The organism is Streptomyces fuscigenes (assembly GCF_021556455.1).
Classification (GTDB): domain Bacteria; phylum Actinomycetota; class Actinomycetes; order Streptomycetales; family Streptomycetaceae; genus Streptomyces; species Streptomyces fuscigenes.
Map to the genome: position 1 here is coordinate 1 of NZ_JAKGCV010000089.1, position 16,191 is coordinate 16,191.

12 protein-coding genes and 1 pseudogene are annotated in these 16,191 nt (G+C 73.5%); 4 read left to right on the forward strand and 9 right to left on the reverse strand.

Going from position 1 to position 16,191, the window contains the following annotated elements:
• Positions 1–116: 116 nt before the first annotated feature.
• The 3 genes from sdhC (at position 117) to L1885_RS10775 (ending at position 3,885) form a co-directional block, all read left to right on the forward strand.
• Complete coding sequence (sdhC, locus tag L1885_RS10765; protein ID WP_235796823.1) at positions 117–962, forward strand: succinate dehydrogenase subunit SdhC; 846 nt, start codon at positions 117–119, stop codon at positions 960–962.
• A 110-nt stretch (positions 963–1,072) separates the two neighbouring features.
• Positions 1,073–3,028: a fumarate reductase/succinate dehydrogenase flavoprotein subunit gene (locus tag L1885_RS10770; RefSeq protein ID WP_235796824.1), complete on the forward strand. Its 1,956-nt coding sequence runs from the start codon at positions 1,073–1,075 to the stop codon at positions 3,026–3,028.
• Positions 3,025–3,885, forward strand: a complete 861-nt coding sequence (locus tag L1885_RS10775; RefSeq protein ID WP_308117302.1) for a succinate dehydrogenase/fumarate reductase iron-sulfur subunit — start codon at positions 3,025–3,027, stop codon at positions 3,883–3,885. Before L1885_RS10770 ends, L1885_RS10775 begins: the two co-directional genes overlap by 4 nt.
• Before the next feature lie 83 nt (positions 3,886–3,968).
• Here the strand turns inward: L1885_RS10775 and L1885_RS10780 are convergent, their stop codons facing one another.
• The 9 genes and pseudogenes from L1885_RS10780 to L1885_RS10820 all read right to left on the reverse strand — a co-directional run bounded on the left by L1885_RS10780 (position 3,969) and on the right by L1885_RS10820 (position 13,653).
• The gene (locus tag L1885_RS10780) at positions 3,969–4,520 is read right to left on the reverse strand and encodes an isochorismatase family protein (protein ID WP_235796825.1); all 552 of its coding nucleotides are present in this window, start codon (positions 4,518–4,520) and stop codon (positions 3,969–3,971) included.
• A 133-nt stretch (positions 4,521–4,653) separates the two neighbouring features.
• The gene (locus L1885_RS10785) at positions 4,654–6,006 is read right to left on the reverse strand and encodes an MFS transporter (RefSeq protein ID WP_235796826.1); all 1,353 of its coding nucleotides are present in this window, start codon (positions 6,004–6,006) and stop codon (positions 4,654–4,656) included.
• Between the two features lie 280 nt (positions 6,007–6,286).
• Positions 6,287–6,730 (reverse strand): MarR family winged helix-turn-helix transcriptional regulator, encoded by a 444-nt coding sequence (locus L1885_RS10790; protein WP_235796827.1) that lies wholly within the window; start codon positions 6,728–6,730, stop codon positions 6,287–6,289.
• Between the two features lie 85 nt (positions 6,731–6,815).
• Positions 6,816–7,862, reverse strand: coding sequence for a glycoside hydrolase family 18 protein (locus L1885_RS10795; RefSeq protein ID WP_235796828.1), 1,047 nt, complete (start codon positions 7,860–7,862; stop codon positions 6,816–6,818).
• A 289-nt stretch (positions 7,863–8,151) separates the two neighbouring features.
• Positions 8,152–10,716: a SpoIIE family protein phosphatase gene (locus tag L1885_RS10800; RefSeq protein ID WP_235796833.1), complete on the reverse strand. Its 2,565-nt coding sequence runs from the start codon at positions 10,714–10,716 to the stop codon at positions 8,152–8,154.
• 171 nt (positions 10,717–10,887) lie between these two features.
• A complete protein-coding gene (locus tag L1885_RS10805; protein ID WP_235796834.1) occupies positions 10,888–11,307 on the reverse strand; it encodes an ATP-binding protein in 420 nt (139 codons plus the stop codon).
• A gap of 726 nt (positions 11,308–12,033) precedes the next feature.
• Positions 12,034–12,361 (reverse strand): annotated as a pseudogene (locus L1885_RS10810) ((deoxy)nucleoside triphosphate pyrophosphohydrolase); the annotation flags it as partial.
• Positions 12,362–12,371: 10 nt separating this feature from the next.
• On the reverse strand, positions 12,372–12,551 hold the full coding sequence (locus tag L1885_RS10815) for an SPOR domain-containing protein (RefSeq protein WP_235796829.1): 180 nt from the start codon (positions 12,549–12,551) through the stop codon (positions 12,372–12,374).
• 349 nt (positions 12,552–12,900) lie between these two features.
• The gene (locus L1885_RS10820) at positions 12,901–13,653 is read right to left on the reverse strand and encodes a GntR family transcriptional regulator (RefSeq protein ID WP_235796830.1); all 753 of its coding nucleotides are present in this window, start codon (positions 13,651–13,653) and stop codon (positions 12,901–12,903) included.
• 446 nt (positions 13,654–14,099) lie between these two features.
• Between L1885_RS10820 and asnB the strand changes: the two genes are divergently transcribed.
• Positions 14,100–15,977, forward strand: a complete 1,878-nt coding sequence (gene asnB, locus L1885_RS10825) for an asparagine synthase (glutamine-hydrolyzing) (RefSeq protein ID WP_235796831.1) — start codon at positions 14,100–14,102, stop codon at positions 15,975–15,977.
• Positions 15,978–16,191: the final 214 nt, after the last annotated feature.

The following is a 16,191-nucleotide window of genomic DNA, read 5'->3' on the forward strand; positions in this document are numbered from 1 at the left end:
CCCGCCGGTGCCCGCCGCCGCGGACACCGGACCCTGCGGCCCGCGGCACCCGTCCCGCTCCCTGATCCGGCCCGACCGCACCGAAGACCCTGGGAGCCCCACACCTGGGAGACCTCTTGGCCACCGGCACGGAACCCCCCGCGACCACCGACCCCGGCCCGGCCGCCCCCGGCACGGGCGTACGCTCCCCCGGCCGCGCCGCCCTCGCCGCCCGCCACCTGCGCACGGACCGCTGGTGGCTGCAGCCCGCGGCCACGGCGGCCGGGCTGCTGGGCTTCATCGCCTACTCGGTGTGGCGGGCCTTCGCGAACGCGGACTACTACGCGGCGCCCTACGTCTCGCCGTTCTACTCGCCCTGCGTCGCGCACAACTGCGTGCCCATGAAGGGCGGCGCCGACTGGGACGTCTTCGGCAGCTGGTGGAGCCTGTCCCCCGCGCTGCTCGTCCTGATCTTCCCGCTGGGCTTCCGGCTGACCTGCTACTACTACCGCAAGGCCTACTACCGGGCCTTCTGGTCCTCGCCGCCGGCCTGCGCGGTGGCCGAGCCGCACGCCAGGTACAGCGGCGAGACGCGGCTCCCCCTCGTCCTGCAGAACGTCCACCGGTACTTCTTCTACTTCGCGCTGCTGGTCGCGGGCGTCCTGACCTACGACACGGTGCTGTCGTTCCGCGACGCGCACGCGGCCTGGGGCCACATGGGCCTCGGATCGCTCGTCTTCGTGGCCAACATCGTGCTGATCTGGGCGTACACGCTCTCCTGCCATTCCTGCCGGCACGTGGTCGGCGGCAGGCTGCGGCACTTCTCCCGGCATCCGGTCCGCTACCGGCTGTGGGGCTGGGTGGGGAAGCTGAACGCGCGGCACATGCAACTGGCCTGGGCGTCCCTCGTCAGCGTCGCCGTCGCCGACTTCTACGTGTACCTGGTCGCGTCCGGCGTCTTCGCCGATCCGCGCTTCTTCTAGAACGCGCGCACCACCCCCCGGCGGTCCCCGTGCCTCGGGACCGCCCCGTACGGCAGGCACCTCAAGACCACCCGGCAATCGCAGGGAGAGCTCCCGGAAATGGCGCAGCGATGACGCAATCGGAACGCGGGCAGTGGGACGTCGTGGTCGTCGGGGCGGGCGGTGCGGGCCTGCGGGCCGCGATCGCCGCCCGCGAGTCCGGCGCCCGTACGGCCGTGATCTGCAAGTCCCTGTTCGGCAAGGCCCACACGGTGATGGCCGAGGGCGGCATCGCCGCGTCCATGGGCAACGTGAACTCCGGCGACAACTGGGAGGTGCACTTCCGCGACACCCTGCGCGGCGGCAAGTTCCTGAACCAGTGGCGGATGGCGGAGCTGCACGCCAAGGAGGCGCCCGAGCGGGTCTGGGAGCTGGAGACGTGGGGCGCCCTGTTCGACCGCACACCCGACGGCCGGATATCCCAGCGCAACTTCGGCGGCCACCAGTTCCCGCGCCTCGCGCACGTCGGCGACCGCACGGGCCTGGAGCTGATCCGGACGCTTCAGCAGAAGATCGTCTCGTTGCAGCAGGAGGACTTCCGGGAGACCGGCGACTACGAGGCGCGGCTGAAGGTCTTCCAGGAGTGCACGGTCACCCGGATCCTGAAGGACGGGGACCGGGTCTCCGGCGCGTTCTGCTACGAGCGGGAGTCCGGGCGCTTCTTCGTCCTCGGGGCCCCCTCGGTCGTGCTGGCCACGGGCGGCATCGGCAAGTCGTTCAAGGTCACGTCCAACTCGTGGGAGTACACGGGCGACGGGCACGCCCTCGCCCTGCTGGCGGGGGCGCCGCTGATCAACATGGAGTTCGTGCAGTTCCACCCGACGGGGATGATCTGGCCGCCGTCGGTGAAGGGCCTGCTCGTCACGGAGTCGGTGCGCGGCGACGGCGGGGTGCTGCGCAACGCCGAGGGCAAGCGGTTCATGTTCGACTACGTCCCCGACGTCTTCAAGGAGCAGTACGCGGAGTCCGAGGAGGAGGGCGACCGCTGGTACGAGGATCCGGACCACAACCGGCGGCCGCCCGAGCTGCTCCCGCGCGACGAGGTCGCCCGCGCGATCAACTCCGAGGTCAAGGCGGGCCGCGGCTCCCCGCACGGCGGGGTCTTCCTCGACGTCTCCACCCGCATGACGCCGGAGGTGATCAAGCGCCGGCTGCCGTCGATGTACCACCAGTTCAAGGAGCTGGCGGACGTCGACATCACCACCGAGGCGATGGAGGTGGGCCCCACCTGCCACTACGTCATGGGCGGGGTCGCCGTGGACTCGGACTCGGCCGCCGCGCTCGGCGTGCCCGGGCTGTACGCGGCCGGCGAGGTCGCGGGCGGCATGCACGGCTCCAACCGCCTGGGCGGCAACTCCCTCTCCGACCTGCTGGTGTTCGGGCGGAGGGCGGGGCTGTACGCGGCGCGCTACGCGGCCTCGCTCGCGGTGCCGCCGCAGGTCGACGAGCAGCAGGTCGACGCCGCGGCGGCGGAGGCGCTGCGCCCGTTCAGCGCGGAGGAGTCCGCGCCCGGCGCCGGGCAGCCGGGGGCGGGCGCGCCGACGCCCGCGGAGAACCCGTACACGCTGCACCAGGAACTGCAGCAGGCGATGAACGACCTGGTCGGCATCATCCGGCGGGCCGGCGAGATGGAGGAGGCCCTGGAGCGGCTCGGCAGGCTGCGGGCACGGGCGCGCCGGGCCGGCGTCGAGGGGCACCGGCAGTTCAATCCGGGCTGGCACCTCGCGCTCGACCTGCGCAACATGCTCCTGGTCAGCGAGTGCGTCGCGCGCGCGGCCCTGGAGCGCACGGAGAGCCGGGGCGGCCACACCCGCGAGGACTGGCCGGGCATGGAGGCCCGCTGGCGCCGGGTCAACCTGCACTGCTCGCTGGCGGACCCGTCCGGCGGCCTCGCGGCCACCGGTCCCGAGCGGGGTCAGATCACCCTGTCGCGGCAGGAGACCCCGCCGATACGCCCCGATCTGCTGGCCCTCTTCGAGAAGGAGGAGCTGGTCAAGTACCTCGCCGAGGAGGAGTTCCACGAGTGAGCACGCACACGGGCACGAACGGGGACGCGGGGGCAGGGGCGGGGCCGTCCGCGGCCGGAGCGGAGACGGCGGGGGCGCCGGAGGCGGCGTACCGGGCGCACTTCCGGGTGTGGCGGGGCGACGCGGGCGGCGGCGGGCTGCGGGACTTCCGCGTCGAGGTGAACGACGGCGAGGTGGTCCTCGACATCATCCACCGCATCCAGGCGACGCAGGCCTCGGACCTGGCCGTGCGCTGGAACTGCAAGGCGGGCAAGTGCGGTTCGTGCAGCGCCGAGGTCAACGGGCGGCCCCGGCTGATGTGCATGACGCGCATGTCGGACTTCGCGCGGGACGAGACGGTGACGGTGACCCCGCTGCGGGCCTTCCCGGTCGTACGGGACCTGGTGACGGACGTGTCGTTCAACTACGAGAAGGCCCGCGAGGTGCCGGCGTTCGTGCCGCCGCCCGGGCTCGCGGCGGGCGAGTACCGGATGAGCCAGGTCGACGTGGACCGCTCGCAGGAGTTCCGCAAGTGCATCGAGTGCTACCTGTGCCAGAACACCTGCCACGTGGTGCGCGACCACGAGGAGAACAAGGCCGCCTTCGCCGGGCCCCGCTTCCTCATGCGGGTGGCGGAACTCGACATGCATCCGCTCGACGCGGCCGAGGAGAGCGGACTCGACCGCAAGCGCACGGCGCAGGACGAGCACGGACTCGGCTACTGCAACATCACCAAGTGCTGCACGGAGGTGTGCCCGGAGGGCATCAAGATCACCGACAACGCGCTGATCCCGCTGAAGGAGCGGGCGGTGGACCGCGCGTACGACCCGCTGGTGTGGCTCGGCAACAAGATCCGGCGGCGCGGGCGCGACACCTGAGCCGCGGGGGCTCGCGCACGGGCCGGATCGGCACCGGCCCGCACGCCGCGCAGGCATGCGGGCCGGTGCCGTACTGCCGACCGTCAGCCGAGGAGCTTGATGATCGCGTCGGTCGTGTCCGTCTCGCCCAGGCGCGGGAAGATCCGCTCCACGGCGTTCTGGTGCGTCTCGGCGCTCATGTCCGTGACGGCGTCCGTCGCGACGGTGACGTTGTAGCCGTGCTCGTAGGCCGCACGCGCGGTGTTCTCGACGCCGATGCTGGTGGCGATGCCGGTCAGGACGACCTGCGTCACGCCGCGGCGGCGCAGCTGGAGGTCCAGGTCGGTGCCGTGGAAGGCCCCCCACACCTGCTTGGTGACGACGATGTCGCCGTCCTCCTTGCCGAGGCCTTCGACCAGGTCGGCCCAGTCGGCCGGCGGCCGGCCCGCGGAACCGGCCGACTCGGTGCGGCCCGGGGCGCCGCCGGTGACGCGCACGAACACCACGGGCAGGCCCTTGGCGCGGAACGCGGCGGCCAGCCTCGCGGACCGCTCCACCACCTCGTCGGCGGAGTGCACGGTGGGCAGGTTGACGATCCCCTTCTGCAGGTCGACGACGACCAGGGCGGTCTTCGGGTCGAGGGTGGTGGCGCTCATCTGAGGCTCTTCTCCTTGGGTGTGGCTCTGTCGGATCCGTGCGAAGGGCGCTCCGCACGGCGGTGTTCGATGTGCTCCGGCGGGCCCGGCACGAGCGTGCCGTACCCGCCGGGGTTCGGGTCGGCCGTGCCCCTCAGGTGCGGGCGCCGCGTCGCAGCGCCCGGTCGGTGAGGGTCACCGCGATCAGCAGCACCCCGAGGCCGGCCGATACCACGGCCATGAGGTGCAGGCCGCTGTCGGTGGCGCGCTGCCCGTAGGCGAGGGCGATCAGGCTCGACGCGGCAATCGCGCCGATGTACTGCGCGGTCCGCTGGAGCCCGGCGGCCGAGCCGATGCTCTCCGGAGGCGAGTAGTGCTGGACGGCGGCCTGGTTGCTGGTGCCGATGAGGCCCTGCGGGATGCCGAAGCAGGCGCCCGCCACGAGCAGCAGCGCGACCGGCGTCTGCCCGCCGATGAAGGCCAGCAGGCTCGCTCCGCCCAGCAGCAGCACGGCGGCCAGGGTCAGCGGGCCGCGGATCCCCTTCGTGCGAGCCCCCAGCAGGGAGCAGACCAGCGCGGCGAGGGACATGGGCAGCATCAGCAGGCCCGTCGTGGAGGACGAGAAGCCGCGGCCGTCCTCCAGCCACTGCGTGAAGCCGTACATCACGCAGTAGATCAGCAGGTAGCTGATGCCGTGCCGCAGGTACGTGCGGGCCAGCGCGCCGTTGGCCGCGAGCATCCGCAGGTCGATGAACGGCTGCTTCGCGCGCAGCTGCCAGCGGCCCAGGGCGAGCGAGACGGCGGCGAAGGGCGCGAGGAGCCACCAGATCGGGTGGCCGAGGTCCAGCAGGAAGAACGCGAGCAGCGTCAGCGCGGTGGTGAACAGCCCGATGCCCAGCGGGTCCACGGAGCGCCACACGGAACTCTGGGCCCGTGCGGCCGGGTCGGCGGCGCGGGCCGCGGCCCGTTCTGCGCGCGTGGCGTCCTTGGGCACGAAGACCAGCGCCAGCGCGAAGGCCGCGAGCGCGACGGGCAGGTTGACCGCGAAGATGCCGCGCCAGCCGAACACCCCGACGAGCAGCCCGCCCAGTGTGGGGCCGACGGCGGCACTGCCGAGTCCGGCGAAGGACAGTCGCGCGAGCACGGGCCGGGGCGGCGTCCTGCCGACGCGGCGGCCCTCGTCGCGCAGCACGGACATGGCCGCCGGATAGGCGGCCGAGGTGCCGATGCCCAGCAGCAGGCGGGAGACCAGCAGCCAGGTGAAGGAGGGGGCGAAGGTGCCGACGACGCCGGAGAGGAAGACCACGACGAGCCCGGCGAGGAAGACCCTGCGCGCGCCGAGGGAGTCGGCGAGCTTGCCGAGCACCGGCTGGGCCACGGCGCTCGCGAGGTAGAGGACGGATATCAGCCAGGCCGTGTCGGCCGCGCCGACGCCGAAGGTGTGCCCGATCGACACCAGGGCCGTGGAGATCATCGTGGTGTTGAGCGGGTTGAGCAGCGACCCCATCAGAAGCGGGAGGGTCAGCCGCCCGGCGAACCCCCGGTCCCTGCCGGGGCCTGCCGCCGCGCCCCGGCCGGTCCCCCCGGCGTCGGGGCCGGAGGCGCCTGCGCGGTCCGGGCCGGCGCCGCCGGGTCCGTTCGGGCCGGTCCCGGTCGTGCCGGTCCCGGTCGGGCCGGTCCCGGTCGTGCCGGGGTGGGGGGTGGTGTCGTGTGCCGGTGATGACGTGTCGTCGCCTCCGTCCGTACGGCGTGCGTGGGTGCCGGTGGTGCTCACTGGGGCCGTGCTCTCACTTCTCGGTCAGTCGTCGCAGCAGGGCCGCGGCCGTGGCCAGGGTGCGGCGGTCGTCCGCGTCGAGTTCCTCGGCGATCACCTTTGACAGCCAGGTCTGCTTGGCGGCCCGCACGCCCGCGAGGACGGTGCGGCCGTGTTCCGTGGCCGAGACGACGGACTGCCTGCCGTCGCTGGGATCCGGGGCCCGCTCGATGAGGCCCTGCTCCTCCAGCACGCCGAGCGTCAGCCGCATGGACTGGGGCCTGATGTGCTCGGCGCGGGCGAGGGCGGCCGTCGTGGAGGGGCCGTCGTCGTTGATCCGGACCAGCGCGGAGCGCTGGGAGGCCGTGAGCCCGGTGGCCGCCGAGGTCGACCTCAGGCGCCGCGCCAGCAGCCCGGTGACGGCGGCGATGTCCGCTGCCACCTGCTCCGACGTGGGGTTTCCTGACGTATCGGCCATATGTCAAGGCTACGAAACAGACAGGCAACCTTGCAAGTTTGCCTGCTGTTCCTTAGCTCACCCGGAGCGTCGCGTACGGGCGCCCTCAGGCGCGGGAGGTGGCGCCCCACCCGTCGCGGTAGGCCGCCCAGTCGCTCTCCGTGGCGGCGAAGTCGACGTACAGGGCGACGCCGAAGCGCTCACGGTGGACGTCGTCGCGGCCGAGGGCCAGCCGCAGGCCGTGCACGGCCGCCGCCGGGGTCTCCGCGTAGCCGTGGTGGCTCATGTCCTCCTCGCGGTAGAAGGGCAGCCCCATCAGCAGGTCGGTCGCCTCGGGCGTGGCCTCGAGCGCGAGGGCGGTCTGGTGGGCGACGTACCCGCCGTACAGCGACTGCAGCGGCATGGCCGTGTCGTACGACATGACCGCCACCTGGTCGACGCGGAGCGCCACCTGGTGGAAGTACGCCTGCGACCACCACTTGGGGTGGCCGGTGACCGCGCGGGCGGCCGCGTGCAGCGACGGCACCGGGTCGATCTGGGCGGTGGCCACCGAGAGGAGCGCGCCGCGGCCGCGGGTCAGAGCGTGCACCTCGTCGAGGAGGAGCAGGAAGTCGCGGTCGCCCGAGTGCAGCGGCTCCAGGTCGAGGTGGACCCCGTCGAATCCGGCGTCCAGCACCTGGCGGGCGGAGCCGAGCACGGCCTCCCGCGTCGCGGCGCGCGACAGCCGCAGGCCCTCGGGGCCCTCGGTGGCGAGGACGTCGCCGAGCCAGGCGTGCACCCGCACGCCCGGCATGGTGCGGTGCACGGCGGCGATCAGCCACGACGCCCGGGAGTAGCGGGCGGCGGGCAGCGTCCCGTCGTGCTCCAGCGGCCCGGCGTGCACGTACAGGTCGCGGATGCCGGTGCCCTTGATCCGGCGGGCGAACGCGGCGAGGTCGGCGTCGTCCTTGCGGCCGTCGACCCAGGCGTGGCCCATCCAGATCGCGTCCCGGCCGCGCGTGCGGGTGCCGTCCTGGAGGTCGCCCATGTACGTGACGCGCAGCGCGGCCCCCGCCGTGACGACCGGCACGACGACCAGCGCGGCGACGATCACCGCGATCCGCCGCGGCCACCTCGCCCGCGGCGCGCGCCACGCGCGGCCCAGCGCCGCCATCCGTCCGCGTCCGCTTCCACGGTCCGGCACCGCGAGCCCCCTCCCCAGGTCACGGCCCCGAAGGCCGCGAGGGGCCCAGCGTACGGGCGGTGCGGCGGGGATCGGCCGCCGTGGGCGGCAACCGTTGCGGGATCAGTACACGCGGCCCCGCGCCGGGCGGCGGCCGCGCGGCCCGTCGGTGGCCCGGCGCCCTCGTCGGCGATCGAGCGGCCCGGCGTTCCGGTGGCCCGGCGCCCTCGTCGGCGATCCGGCCTTCCGGCGTCCCGCGCGGGACGGGGCCGGGCCGCCCTCAGAACATGCTCAGCAGCTGCTCCACCGTCGGCTCCGAGGCGCTCGCGCTGCCCGGAAGGGCCAGCTCGAACCAGACCGTCTTGCCCCGGGGCGTGCGCCGCGAGCCCCAGGCGGAGCTGAGCATGCCCACGAGCTGGAGTCCCCGGCCGCCCTCGTCGGTGTCCCGGGCGCGGCGGCGGCGCGGCTGCACGAGTCCGGCGTCCCACACCTCGCAGACAAGGGTGCGGTCCCGCAGCAGCCGGAGTCTGATCTCGCCCTCGCCGTAGCGCATCGCGTTCGTGACGAGCTCGCTGACCAGCAACTCGACGGTGTCGACCAGCGGTTCGAGGTCCCAGGCGAGCAGCTGGGCGCGGGCGTACTCACGGGCCCGGCCCACGGAGCGCGGCTCGCGCGGCAGCCGCCAGTCGCCGACGGCCTCGGCGGGCAGGCCCTGGATGCGGGCCATGAGCAGGGCGATGTCGTCCTGCCCGTGGCCGGTCTCCAGCGTGGAGAGCACGTGGTCGGCGACGTCCTCCAGCGGGCGCTCGGCGTGCGCGAGCGAGGCGCGGAACGCGGTCAGCCCCTCCTCGAGGGTCTGGTCGCGGGACTCCACGAGGCCGTCGGTGTAGAGCGCGAGCAGCGAGTTCTCCGACAGTTCGACCTCGACCTGCTCGAAGGGTTCGCCGCCGACGCCGAGCGGCACGCCCGGCGGCACGTCCAGCAGCAGCGCCTTCTCGCCCGGCTCCACGAGCACGGGCGGCGGGTGGCCCGCGTTGGCGAAGGTGCAGCGCCGGGTGACCGGGTCGTACACCGCGTAGACGCAGGTCGCGAGGTAGACCTCGGCGAGGTCGGCGTCGTGCGCCTTGTGGGCGACGCGGGAGGCCCGCTGCGCGCCGTTGGGCGAGCCGAGGCCGTTCGCGATCTCGTCCAGCGCGCCGAGCACCTCGGCGGGCTCCAGGTCCAGCAGCGCCAGCGTCCGCACCGCCGTGCGCAGTTCGCCCATGGCGACGGCGGCGCGCAGGCCGCGGCCCATGACGTCGCCGACGACGAGGGCGGTGCGGTGGCCCGGCAGCTCGATGACGTCGAACCAGTCGCCGCCGACCTCGGTGGCCGCGTTGCCCGGCAGGTAGCGGCAGGCGATGTCGAGGCCCGCGGCCTCCGGGTCGCCGGGCGGCAGCAGGCTGCGCTGGAGGATCAGGGCGCGCTCGTGCTCGCGCCGGTACAGGCGGGCGTTGTCGATGCAGACGGCCGCGCGGGCCGCGAGCTCCACGGCGAGGGCCCGGTCGCGGTCGCCGAACGGCTCGCTGCCCTTGGCGCGCGAGAACTGGACGAGTCCGACCACGGTGTCGTGCGCGACCATCGGCACGGCGAGGGTGGACTGCAGGAGGCTGCCCGGTCCGCCCGCTATCGACCGCACTCGCGCGCTGCGCAGCGCGCCGGCGCTCTGCGAGGCGAACGGGAAGCGGTGGACGGCGCCGACCTCGGGCGGGACGTAGCCGTCGTGCGGTTCGTCGAGGCCGGACAGGGGGCCGTCCGAGACGGCGCTCGCGAAGGCGACGCGCCGCAGGCGGGCCGTGCCGCCCGACTCCTTGGCGGAGGCCGCCCAGCGGCCGGGCGGGGCCTCCTCGCCCGTCAGCAGCGACTGGTAGAGGTCGACGGAGGCTATGTCGCAGAAGTTGGGCACCGCGACGCCCAGCAGTTCGCGGGCGGTGGTCTCCAGGTCGAGCGAGTTGCCGATCCGCGCGCTGGCCTCGTTGAGCAGGGCGAGGTTGCGGCGGGCGCTGGCCGCCTCGCGCGCGGCGACGTGACGGTTCGTGATGTCCGTGCCGATGGCGGCCACGCCGAGCGTGCGGCCCGCGCCCATGCCCACCCGGTAGAGGTTGAGCGACCAGTGCCGGCGTTCGCTCCCGTCGCCCGGCCGCGGCCCGACGATCTTGAACTCGACCACCGGGTCGCCCGTCTCCAGGACGCGGCCCAGCGCGGCCTCCAGGCGCTCGGCCTCGCCGATGTCGAGGTAGTCGTGGGGCGAGCGGCCGCGGTGCTCCGAGGCCCGCCCGCCGAAGACCGTGACGAAGCGCTGGTTGACGCGCTGCACGGAGAGGTCCCTGCCGAACAGGATGAACCCGAAAGGAGATTGGCCGAAAATCGCCTGCGAAGAGGCAAGGTCGGTCTCGATCCGACGCAGTGCGCGCACATCGACGGCGATGCAGAGGGCGCCCCGTTCGCCCTGATCCGTCTCACTGGGCATCACGTAGACCTCGGCCAGGCTGTGCTGCCGGCCCCCGCCGGAGCCCTCGCCGGACGGCCGCAGGTAGGGGACCAGGCCGGTCCACTCCTTGCCGTCCAGGATCTCGCTGAGTTTGCGGTGGCCCCTGGCGCGGAACTCGGGAGGTACGAAGACCTCCAGCGGGTCCTTGCTCCGCACCTCCTGGGCCGAGAGGCCGAAGAGTTCCGCCGCCCGGGCGCTCCACTGGTCGATCAGGCCGTCCGGGCCGATCGAGAAGGAAGCCACCCTGACGTGCTCGTAGATGGAGCCGGGCGGGCTGCTCTGCCATACGACGTCGTCGCCCGTCGCATCTGGCATCTCTGGTGTCTCGCTCACGCGACCGTCCCCTCCAGCTCACGCACCGGACCGGCCATGCCCCGCAGTATTCAGTACCACGGGCCCGGCTGACACGGCGTTCACGATCACAGCAAGGTCTCGTTCTCTCCGGACCTGCGTGAAACCCGCTGCGACCGTCGTCCTTTGTGACTTCTAACCATGGAGAGGCAGCTCGAACCACACGGTCTTACCTGTCTTGCCCCGTCGCGTGCCCCAGCGACGTGCGGAACTCGCCACGAGCTGGAGTCCCCGCCCGCGCTCGTCCTCCGGGCCGGGCTCCCGCTGCACCACGGGGGCCTCGGGGCGCTGGTCGGAGATCTCGACCAGGAGGACCTCCTCCTGGTCGGGCAGCGAGCGCATCTCCAACCGCATGCCGATGGGGCCGGGAGCATAGGTCAGCGAATTCGTGACCAGCTCGCTGACCAGCAGCATCGCCATGTCCTCCACGCTCGGCTGCAGCCTCCAGGCGCGCAGCGTGTCCCGCACGTCGTGGCGGGCGACGCGCACGGCGCCGGGCTCGGCCGGCAGAATCCACTCGGCGGATTCGTCCTCGGTGTCGATCAACCCGACCACTTCCCACAGCACGCGACGCCCCCCGCTGTCTCGTTTGTTCCGGGGATCAAACTGCCCATACCCGAAAATAGACCTAAAATACCGCCCCACGTGGCAAGGGACGGGGCAAGCTCCGTACGGATACCGCCAAGAAGCCGCCACGTCCCCTGATATGCGTTATGCCCGAACGACGGTCCCATACGCGCGGGCACACCGCTGAGCGGGGGGCGCGAGAGGTGTCCGCGGGGGGCGCGCGGGGGCTCGGGCGGGGGGCCCGCCGGGCATCGGACGCACGGAACGATCCCGTTCGCCCGCGGGTGCACCGGCGGCGCGCCGGGGCCGCCCGAGCCCCGGCCGGGGGGCAGATGGCCCGGCGTCAGCGATCGCGGGCCGGCCCGTCCCAGGTCAGGGCCGGTCCCAGCAGGTCGAGTACGGCACGGACGGCGGGACGGTCGGCGTCCAGCCAGTCCACCCGCTCCCCGCCCCGGGGGCCCGCGGCCGGGGCGGGCAGGGAAGGGGCGGCCTCGGGGGCGGGCTCGGGACGGGGTGGCACGGAAGGGGCAGGCTCGGGACGAGGCGGCACGGAAGGGGCGGGCTCGGGTTCCGCGCCGTTCAGCGAAGGGGAGTTGCCCGATACATCCGACTCGTCCGCGTTCATGCAGATCTGCACGATATCCGGAATGTCCGGGACATCCAGAACCTTCGGGATATCCAGTCCGGGAGGGGCGTCGGGGAGCGCCTGTGACGCCGTCACCCACGCCAGCGCGTCGTGGTCCTGCAGCGGCCGGGGCTCCCCGGAGACCAGTCGCGCCGTCCAGACCCGCAGCTCGTAGCCGCGGCCGAGCGGCCACGCCCCGGGCACGCGCGCCACCGGCTCCGCCTCGATGCCGAGTTCCTCGCGCAGTTCGCGCACGAGCGCGTCCTCGGGCCGCTCGCCCGGCTCCACCTTGCCGCCGGGCAGCTCCCACCGGCCGGCCAGCTCGGGAGGCGCGCTGCGGCGGGCCGCCAGCAGCCGGCCGCCGTCGTACACGGCGCCCGCCACCACCACGCGCACCGTCCTGTCCTGCTCCGTCATGCGCCGGAGCCTATGCCGGGTTCCGCTCCAGCCGCTCGACGCAGTAGACGGGACCCTGGTCGTGGCCGTCGAGGGTCTCGGCCATCCGCTGGGCCTCGTCACGGGTGGCGTACCACGCGACCCGGTAGCGGTTGCCGTTGTCGTCGTCGCGTATCACCTGCCAGGGCAGCACGGCGGCACCGTCGTTCACGCCCGCACCTCCCCCGCCGGTACGTCCGGCACGCGTATGCCGAGCACGCGTATGTCCGGACGCGTCGAGCGTCCCCAGGTAACCCCAATGCGCATATGCCGGAGCGTACGCCCGACCCTCACGCAGCGGATGCGCTATTGCACGAAGAGGCAACTTCCGGCCAACAATGCACCGAAAAATGCGGTCGCACGACAGGCCCGTACGCCCCCTGATACGCCCCCGAACGCGCCGGAAGTGCGCCGGCGCGCGCCCCACCCGGGCGAGTCCGTCTCGCCGGTCCCGCGACGGCTGCCCGGACCCGCGGGGCGGCCCCGGGAGAGCCGGCCCGCGCGTCACCTCACCCCGCGCGTCACTTCACGGAGAGGTGGTAGCCGATCCGGAAGCGATCGGCCGGCACGATCACGTCCGCGGTCTCGACCGCGCGGCCCGACGCGTAGTACGTGCGCTCCAGGACCATCACGACATGGCCGGGCACCCCGCCGAGCGTCAGGAGCTCCTCGGCGAGGCCCGGGCGCGCCCCGACCTCCTCCAGCACGTTGTCCACGACGACGTCGATCGCGGCCATGCGCTCCACGACGCCGCAGCCGCCGAGCGGGCCCTCCTCGGGCAGCATGACCGGCGTGCGGCCGGTGAGGGCGAGGGGCTCCCAGGACGTGGACAGCATCACCGGGTCGCCGTCGCCCCGGTACACGTACCGCGTGCGCATCACGCGCTCGCCCGCCGCGATGCCGAGCCGCGCGGCGATCTCCGGCGACGCGTCCTCCTGCTCGCTGCGGGACTCCCAGGTGCCGCGCACGCCCTCGTCCGCCTGCTCCTGCCGGAACGGGCTGGAGCCCGTCGCGGGCCGGTAGCCGGAGCGCGCGATGCGGCGGGGCACCGGCCGCTCCCGCACGTACGTGCCGGAGCCCGAGCGCCCCTCGACCAGCCCCTCCGCCATGAGCACCTTGCGCGCCTCAAGGGCGACCGTGTCGGAGACCCCGTACTCCTCGCGGATGCGGGCCTGGGACGGAAGCCGGGTGTGCGGCGGCAGTACCCCGTCGACGATCTTCTGCCGAAGGTCCCCGGCGACGCGCAGATAGGCGGGCTGCTCACCGAATGCCACGGGCCACTCCCTCAGAGTTGACAGACAGCAACAGACTGGCAACACACGGTTGAGGGTCGCAAGCATGGGCCAATGTTTCGCTCGAAGTGATGAGTTGACGACGGCACAGGCATGAACCGCGGCGTCCCGCCAGTGGCCGCATCCGGCCATGCCCGAGGCCCGCCCGGTGGCGGGGATCCGCCCTCCGCGCGGCGCCGCTCCCGGGAGGGGCGCGGTGGATCCGTCACGGGCGCCCCGGAGAGGGCGCCGGGGAGCGCGCGCCCCCGTGCGCCCCCGGCGATCTTGCGCGAACCGGCCCCCGCGTGGATAGATGGTAGATGCAACAACCTGTCTCGGAGGCGGCTCCGCGGCACGGCGGCGGCACCGGCAGGTCCGCCGCGCCCGCCCGCGGCGCCGGCCCCGCACCACGTGCCCCTCTCCCCCCACAGACAGAGCGGAAGTGACCCATGTGCGGCATCACCGGATGGCTCTCCTACGACCGTGACCTGCGCGCCCCCGAGGCGGCCGCGACCGTCGACGCGATGACCGCGACGATGGCCTGCCGCGGCCCCGACGACTCCGGCGTCTGGAGCGCCGGCCCGGTCGCCCTCGGCCACCGCAGGCTCGCGATCATCGACCTGCCCGGCGGGCGGCAGCCCATGACCCTGGACACGCCCCGCGGCACCCTCGCCATGGTGTACTCGGGCGAGGCGTACAACTTCACCGAACTGCGCGAGGAACTCACCGCCCGCGGCCACCGGTTCACCACCGACTCCGACACCGAGGTCGTCCTGCACGGCTACCTGGAGTGGGGCGCGGCGGTGGCCGAGCGGCTGAACGGCATGTACGCGTTCGCCGTCTGGGACGAGCGCGAACAGCGCCTGGTGATGGTCCGTGACCGCATGGGCATCAAGCCCTTCTACTACCTCCCGACGGCCGACGGCGTGCTGTTCGGCTCCGAGCCCAAGGCGATCCTCGCCAACCCGCTCGCCCCCCGGCGGCTCACGCTCGACGGCCTGCGCGAGGTCTTCGCCTTCGTGAAGACGCCGGGGCAGGCCATCTGGGACGGCATGCGCGAGGTGGAGCCCGGCACGGTCGTGACCGTGGACCGCGCGGGCGTACGGACCCACACGTACTGGTCGCTGTCGACGCGGCCGCACACTGACGACCGCGACACGACGGTCGCGCGGGTGCGCACCCTCCTCGACGACATCGTGCGGCGCCAGCTCGTCGCCGACGTGCCGCGCTGCGTCCTGCTCTCCGGCGGCCTCGACTCGTCGGCGCTGACCGCCCTGGCGGCCCGGCAGCTGGCGGCGGCGGGCGGGGAGAAGCTCAACACCTTCGCCGTCGACTTCGTGGGCCAGACCGAGAACTTCGTCGCGGACGAGTTCCGGCCCACGCCCGACACGCCGTTCGTCCACGACGTGGCCCGCCACTCGGGCACGAACCACCAGGACATCGTCCTCGACTCCGAGACGCTCGCCGACCCCGAGGTGCGCGCCCGGGTCATCGGCGCCCGCGACATCCCCATGGGCATGGGCGACATGGACGCGTCCCTGTACTCGCTGTTCAAGGCCATCAGGGGGCACTCGACGGTCGCGCTGAGCGGCGAGTCGGCGGACGAGGTCTTCGGCGGCTACCGCCAGTTCTTCGACGAGGAGGCCCGCAAGGGCGAGACGTTCCCCTGGCTCGCGCACTTCGCCCGCCTGCGGGCGGCGGGCGGCCCCGGCCTGCCCGGCACGGCGCCGCTCGGCGTGCTGCGGCCGGAGCTGACGGACGCGATGGATCTCGGCTCCTACGTCCGCGACAGCTACGCCGACGCCGTGGCGGGCGTAGAACGCCTCACCGGCGAGAGCGACTTCGAGTACCGGATGCGCGTGATCTGCAACCTGCACCTCACCCGGTTCGTGCGCATCCTGCTCGACCGCAAGGACCGGATGAGCATGGCGGTGGGCCTGGAGGTGCGCGTGCCGTTCTGCGACCACCGCCTCGTCGAGTACGTCTACAACACCCCCTGGGCGCTGAAGTCGTTCGACGGCCGGGAGAAGAGCCTGCTGCGGGAGGCGACGGCGGACGTGCTGCCCCGCTCCGTGTACGACCGCGTCAAGAGCCCCTACCCGTCCACCCAGGACCCCGGGTACGCCGTGGCCCTCCAGCACCACGTCAAGGAACTGCTCGCCCAGCCCTCGCACCCGGTCTTCGACCTGCTCGACCGGACGGCGGTCGAGCAGGCGGCCGGCGGGGACACGAGCACGGCGGGCCGGTCCGCACGGCCCGCCCTGGAGCGCACGCTCGACCTGTCCATCTGGCTGGACCTGTACAAGCCGGAGCTGGCGCTGGGCTGACGGGGGACGTACGGGGGTGGTGAGCGGCCGGGGCGGGGGGCGCGGGAGCTTGTGGCGGCCGGGGCGGCGGGACCTGCAAGGGCGGCGAGCCGCCCGGCCGACGTGCCGGAGCCGCGAGCCCCCGCGCCGGGCGGGGCGCACGGGCCGCCCGGAGGGCGCCGAGCGCGAACCGGCGCCGGGCCGCCCACGGCCCCGTACGCCCCCCCCCGCGGCC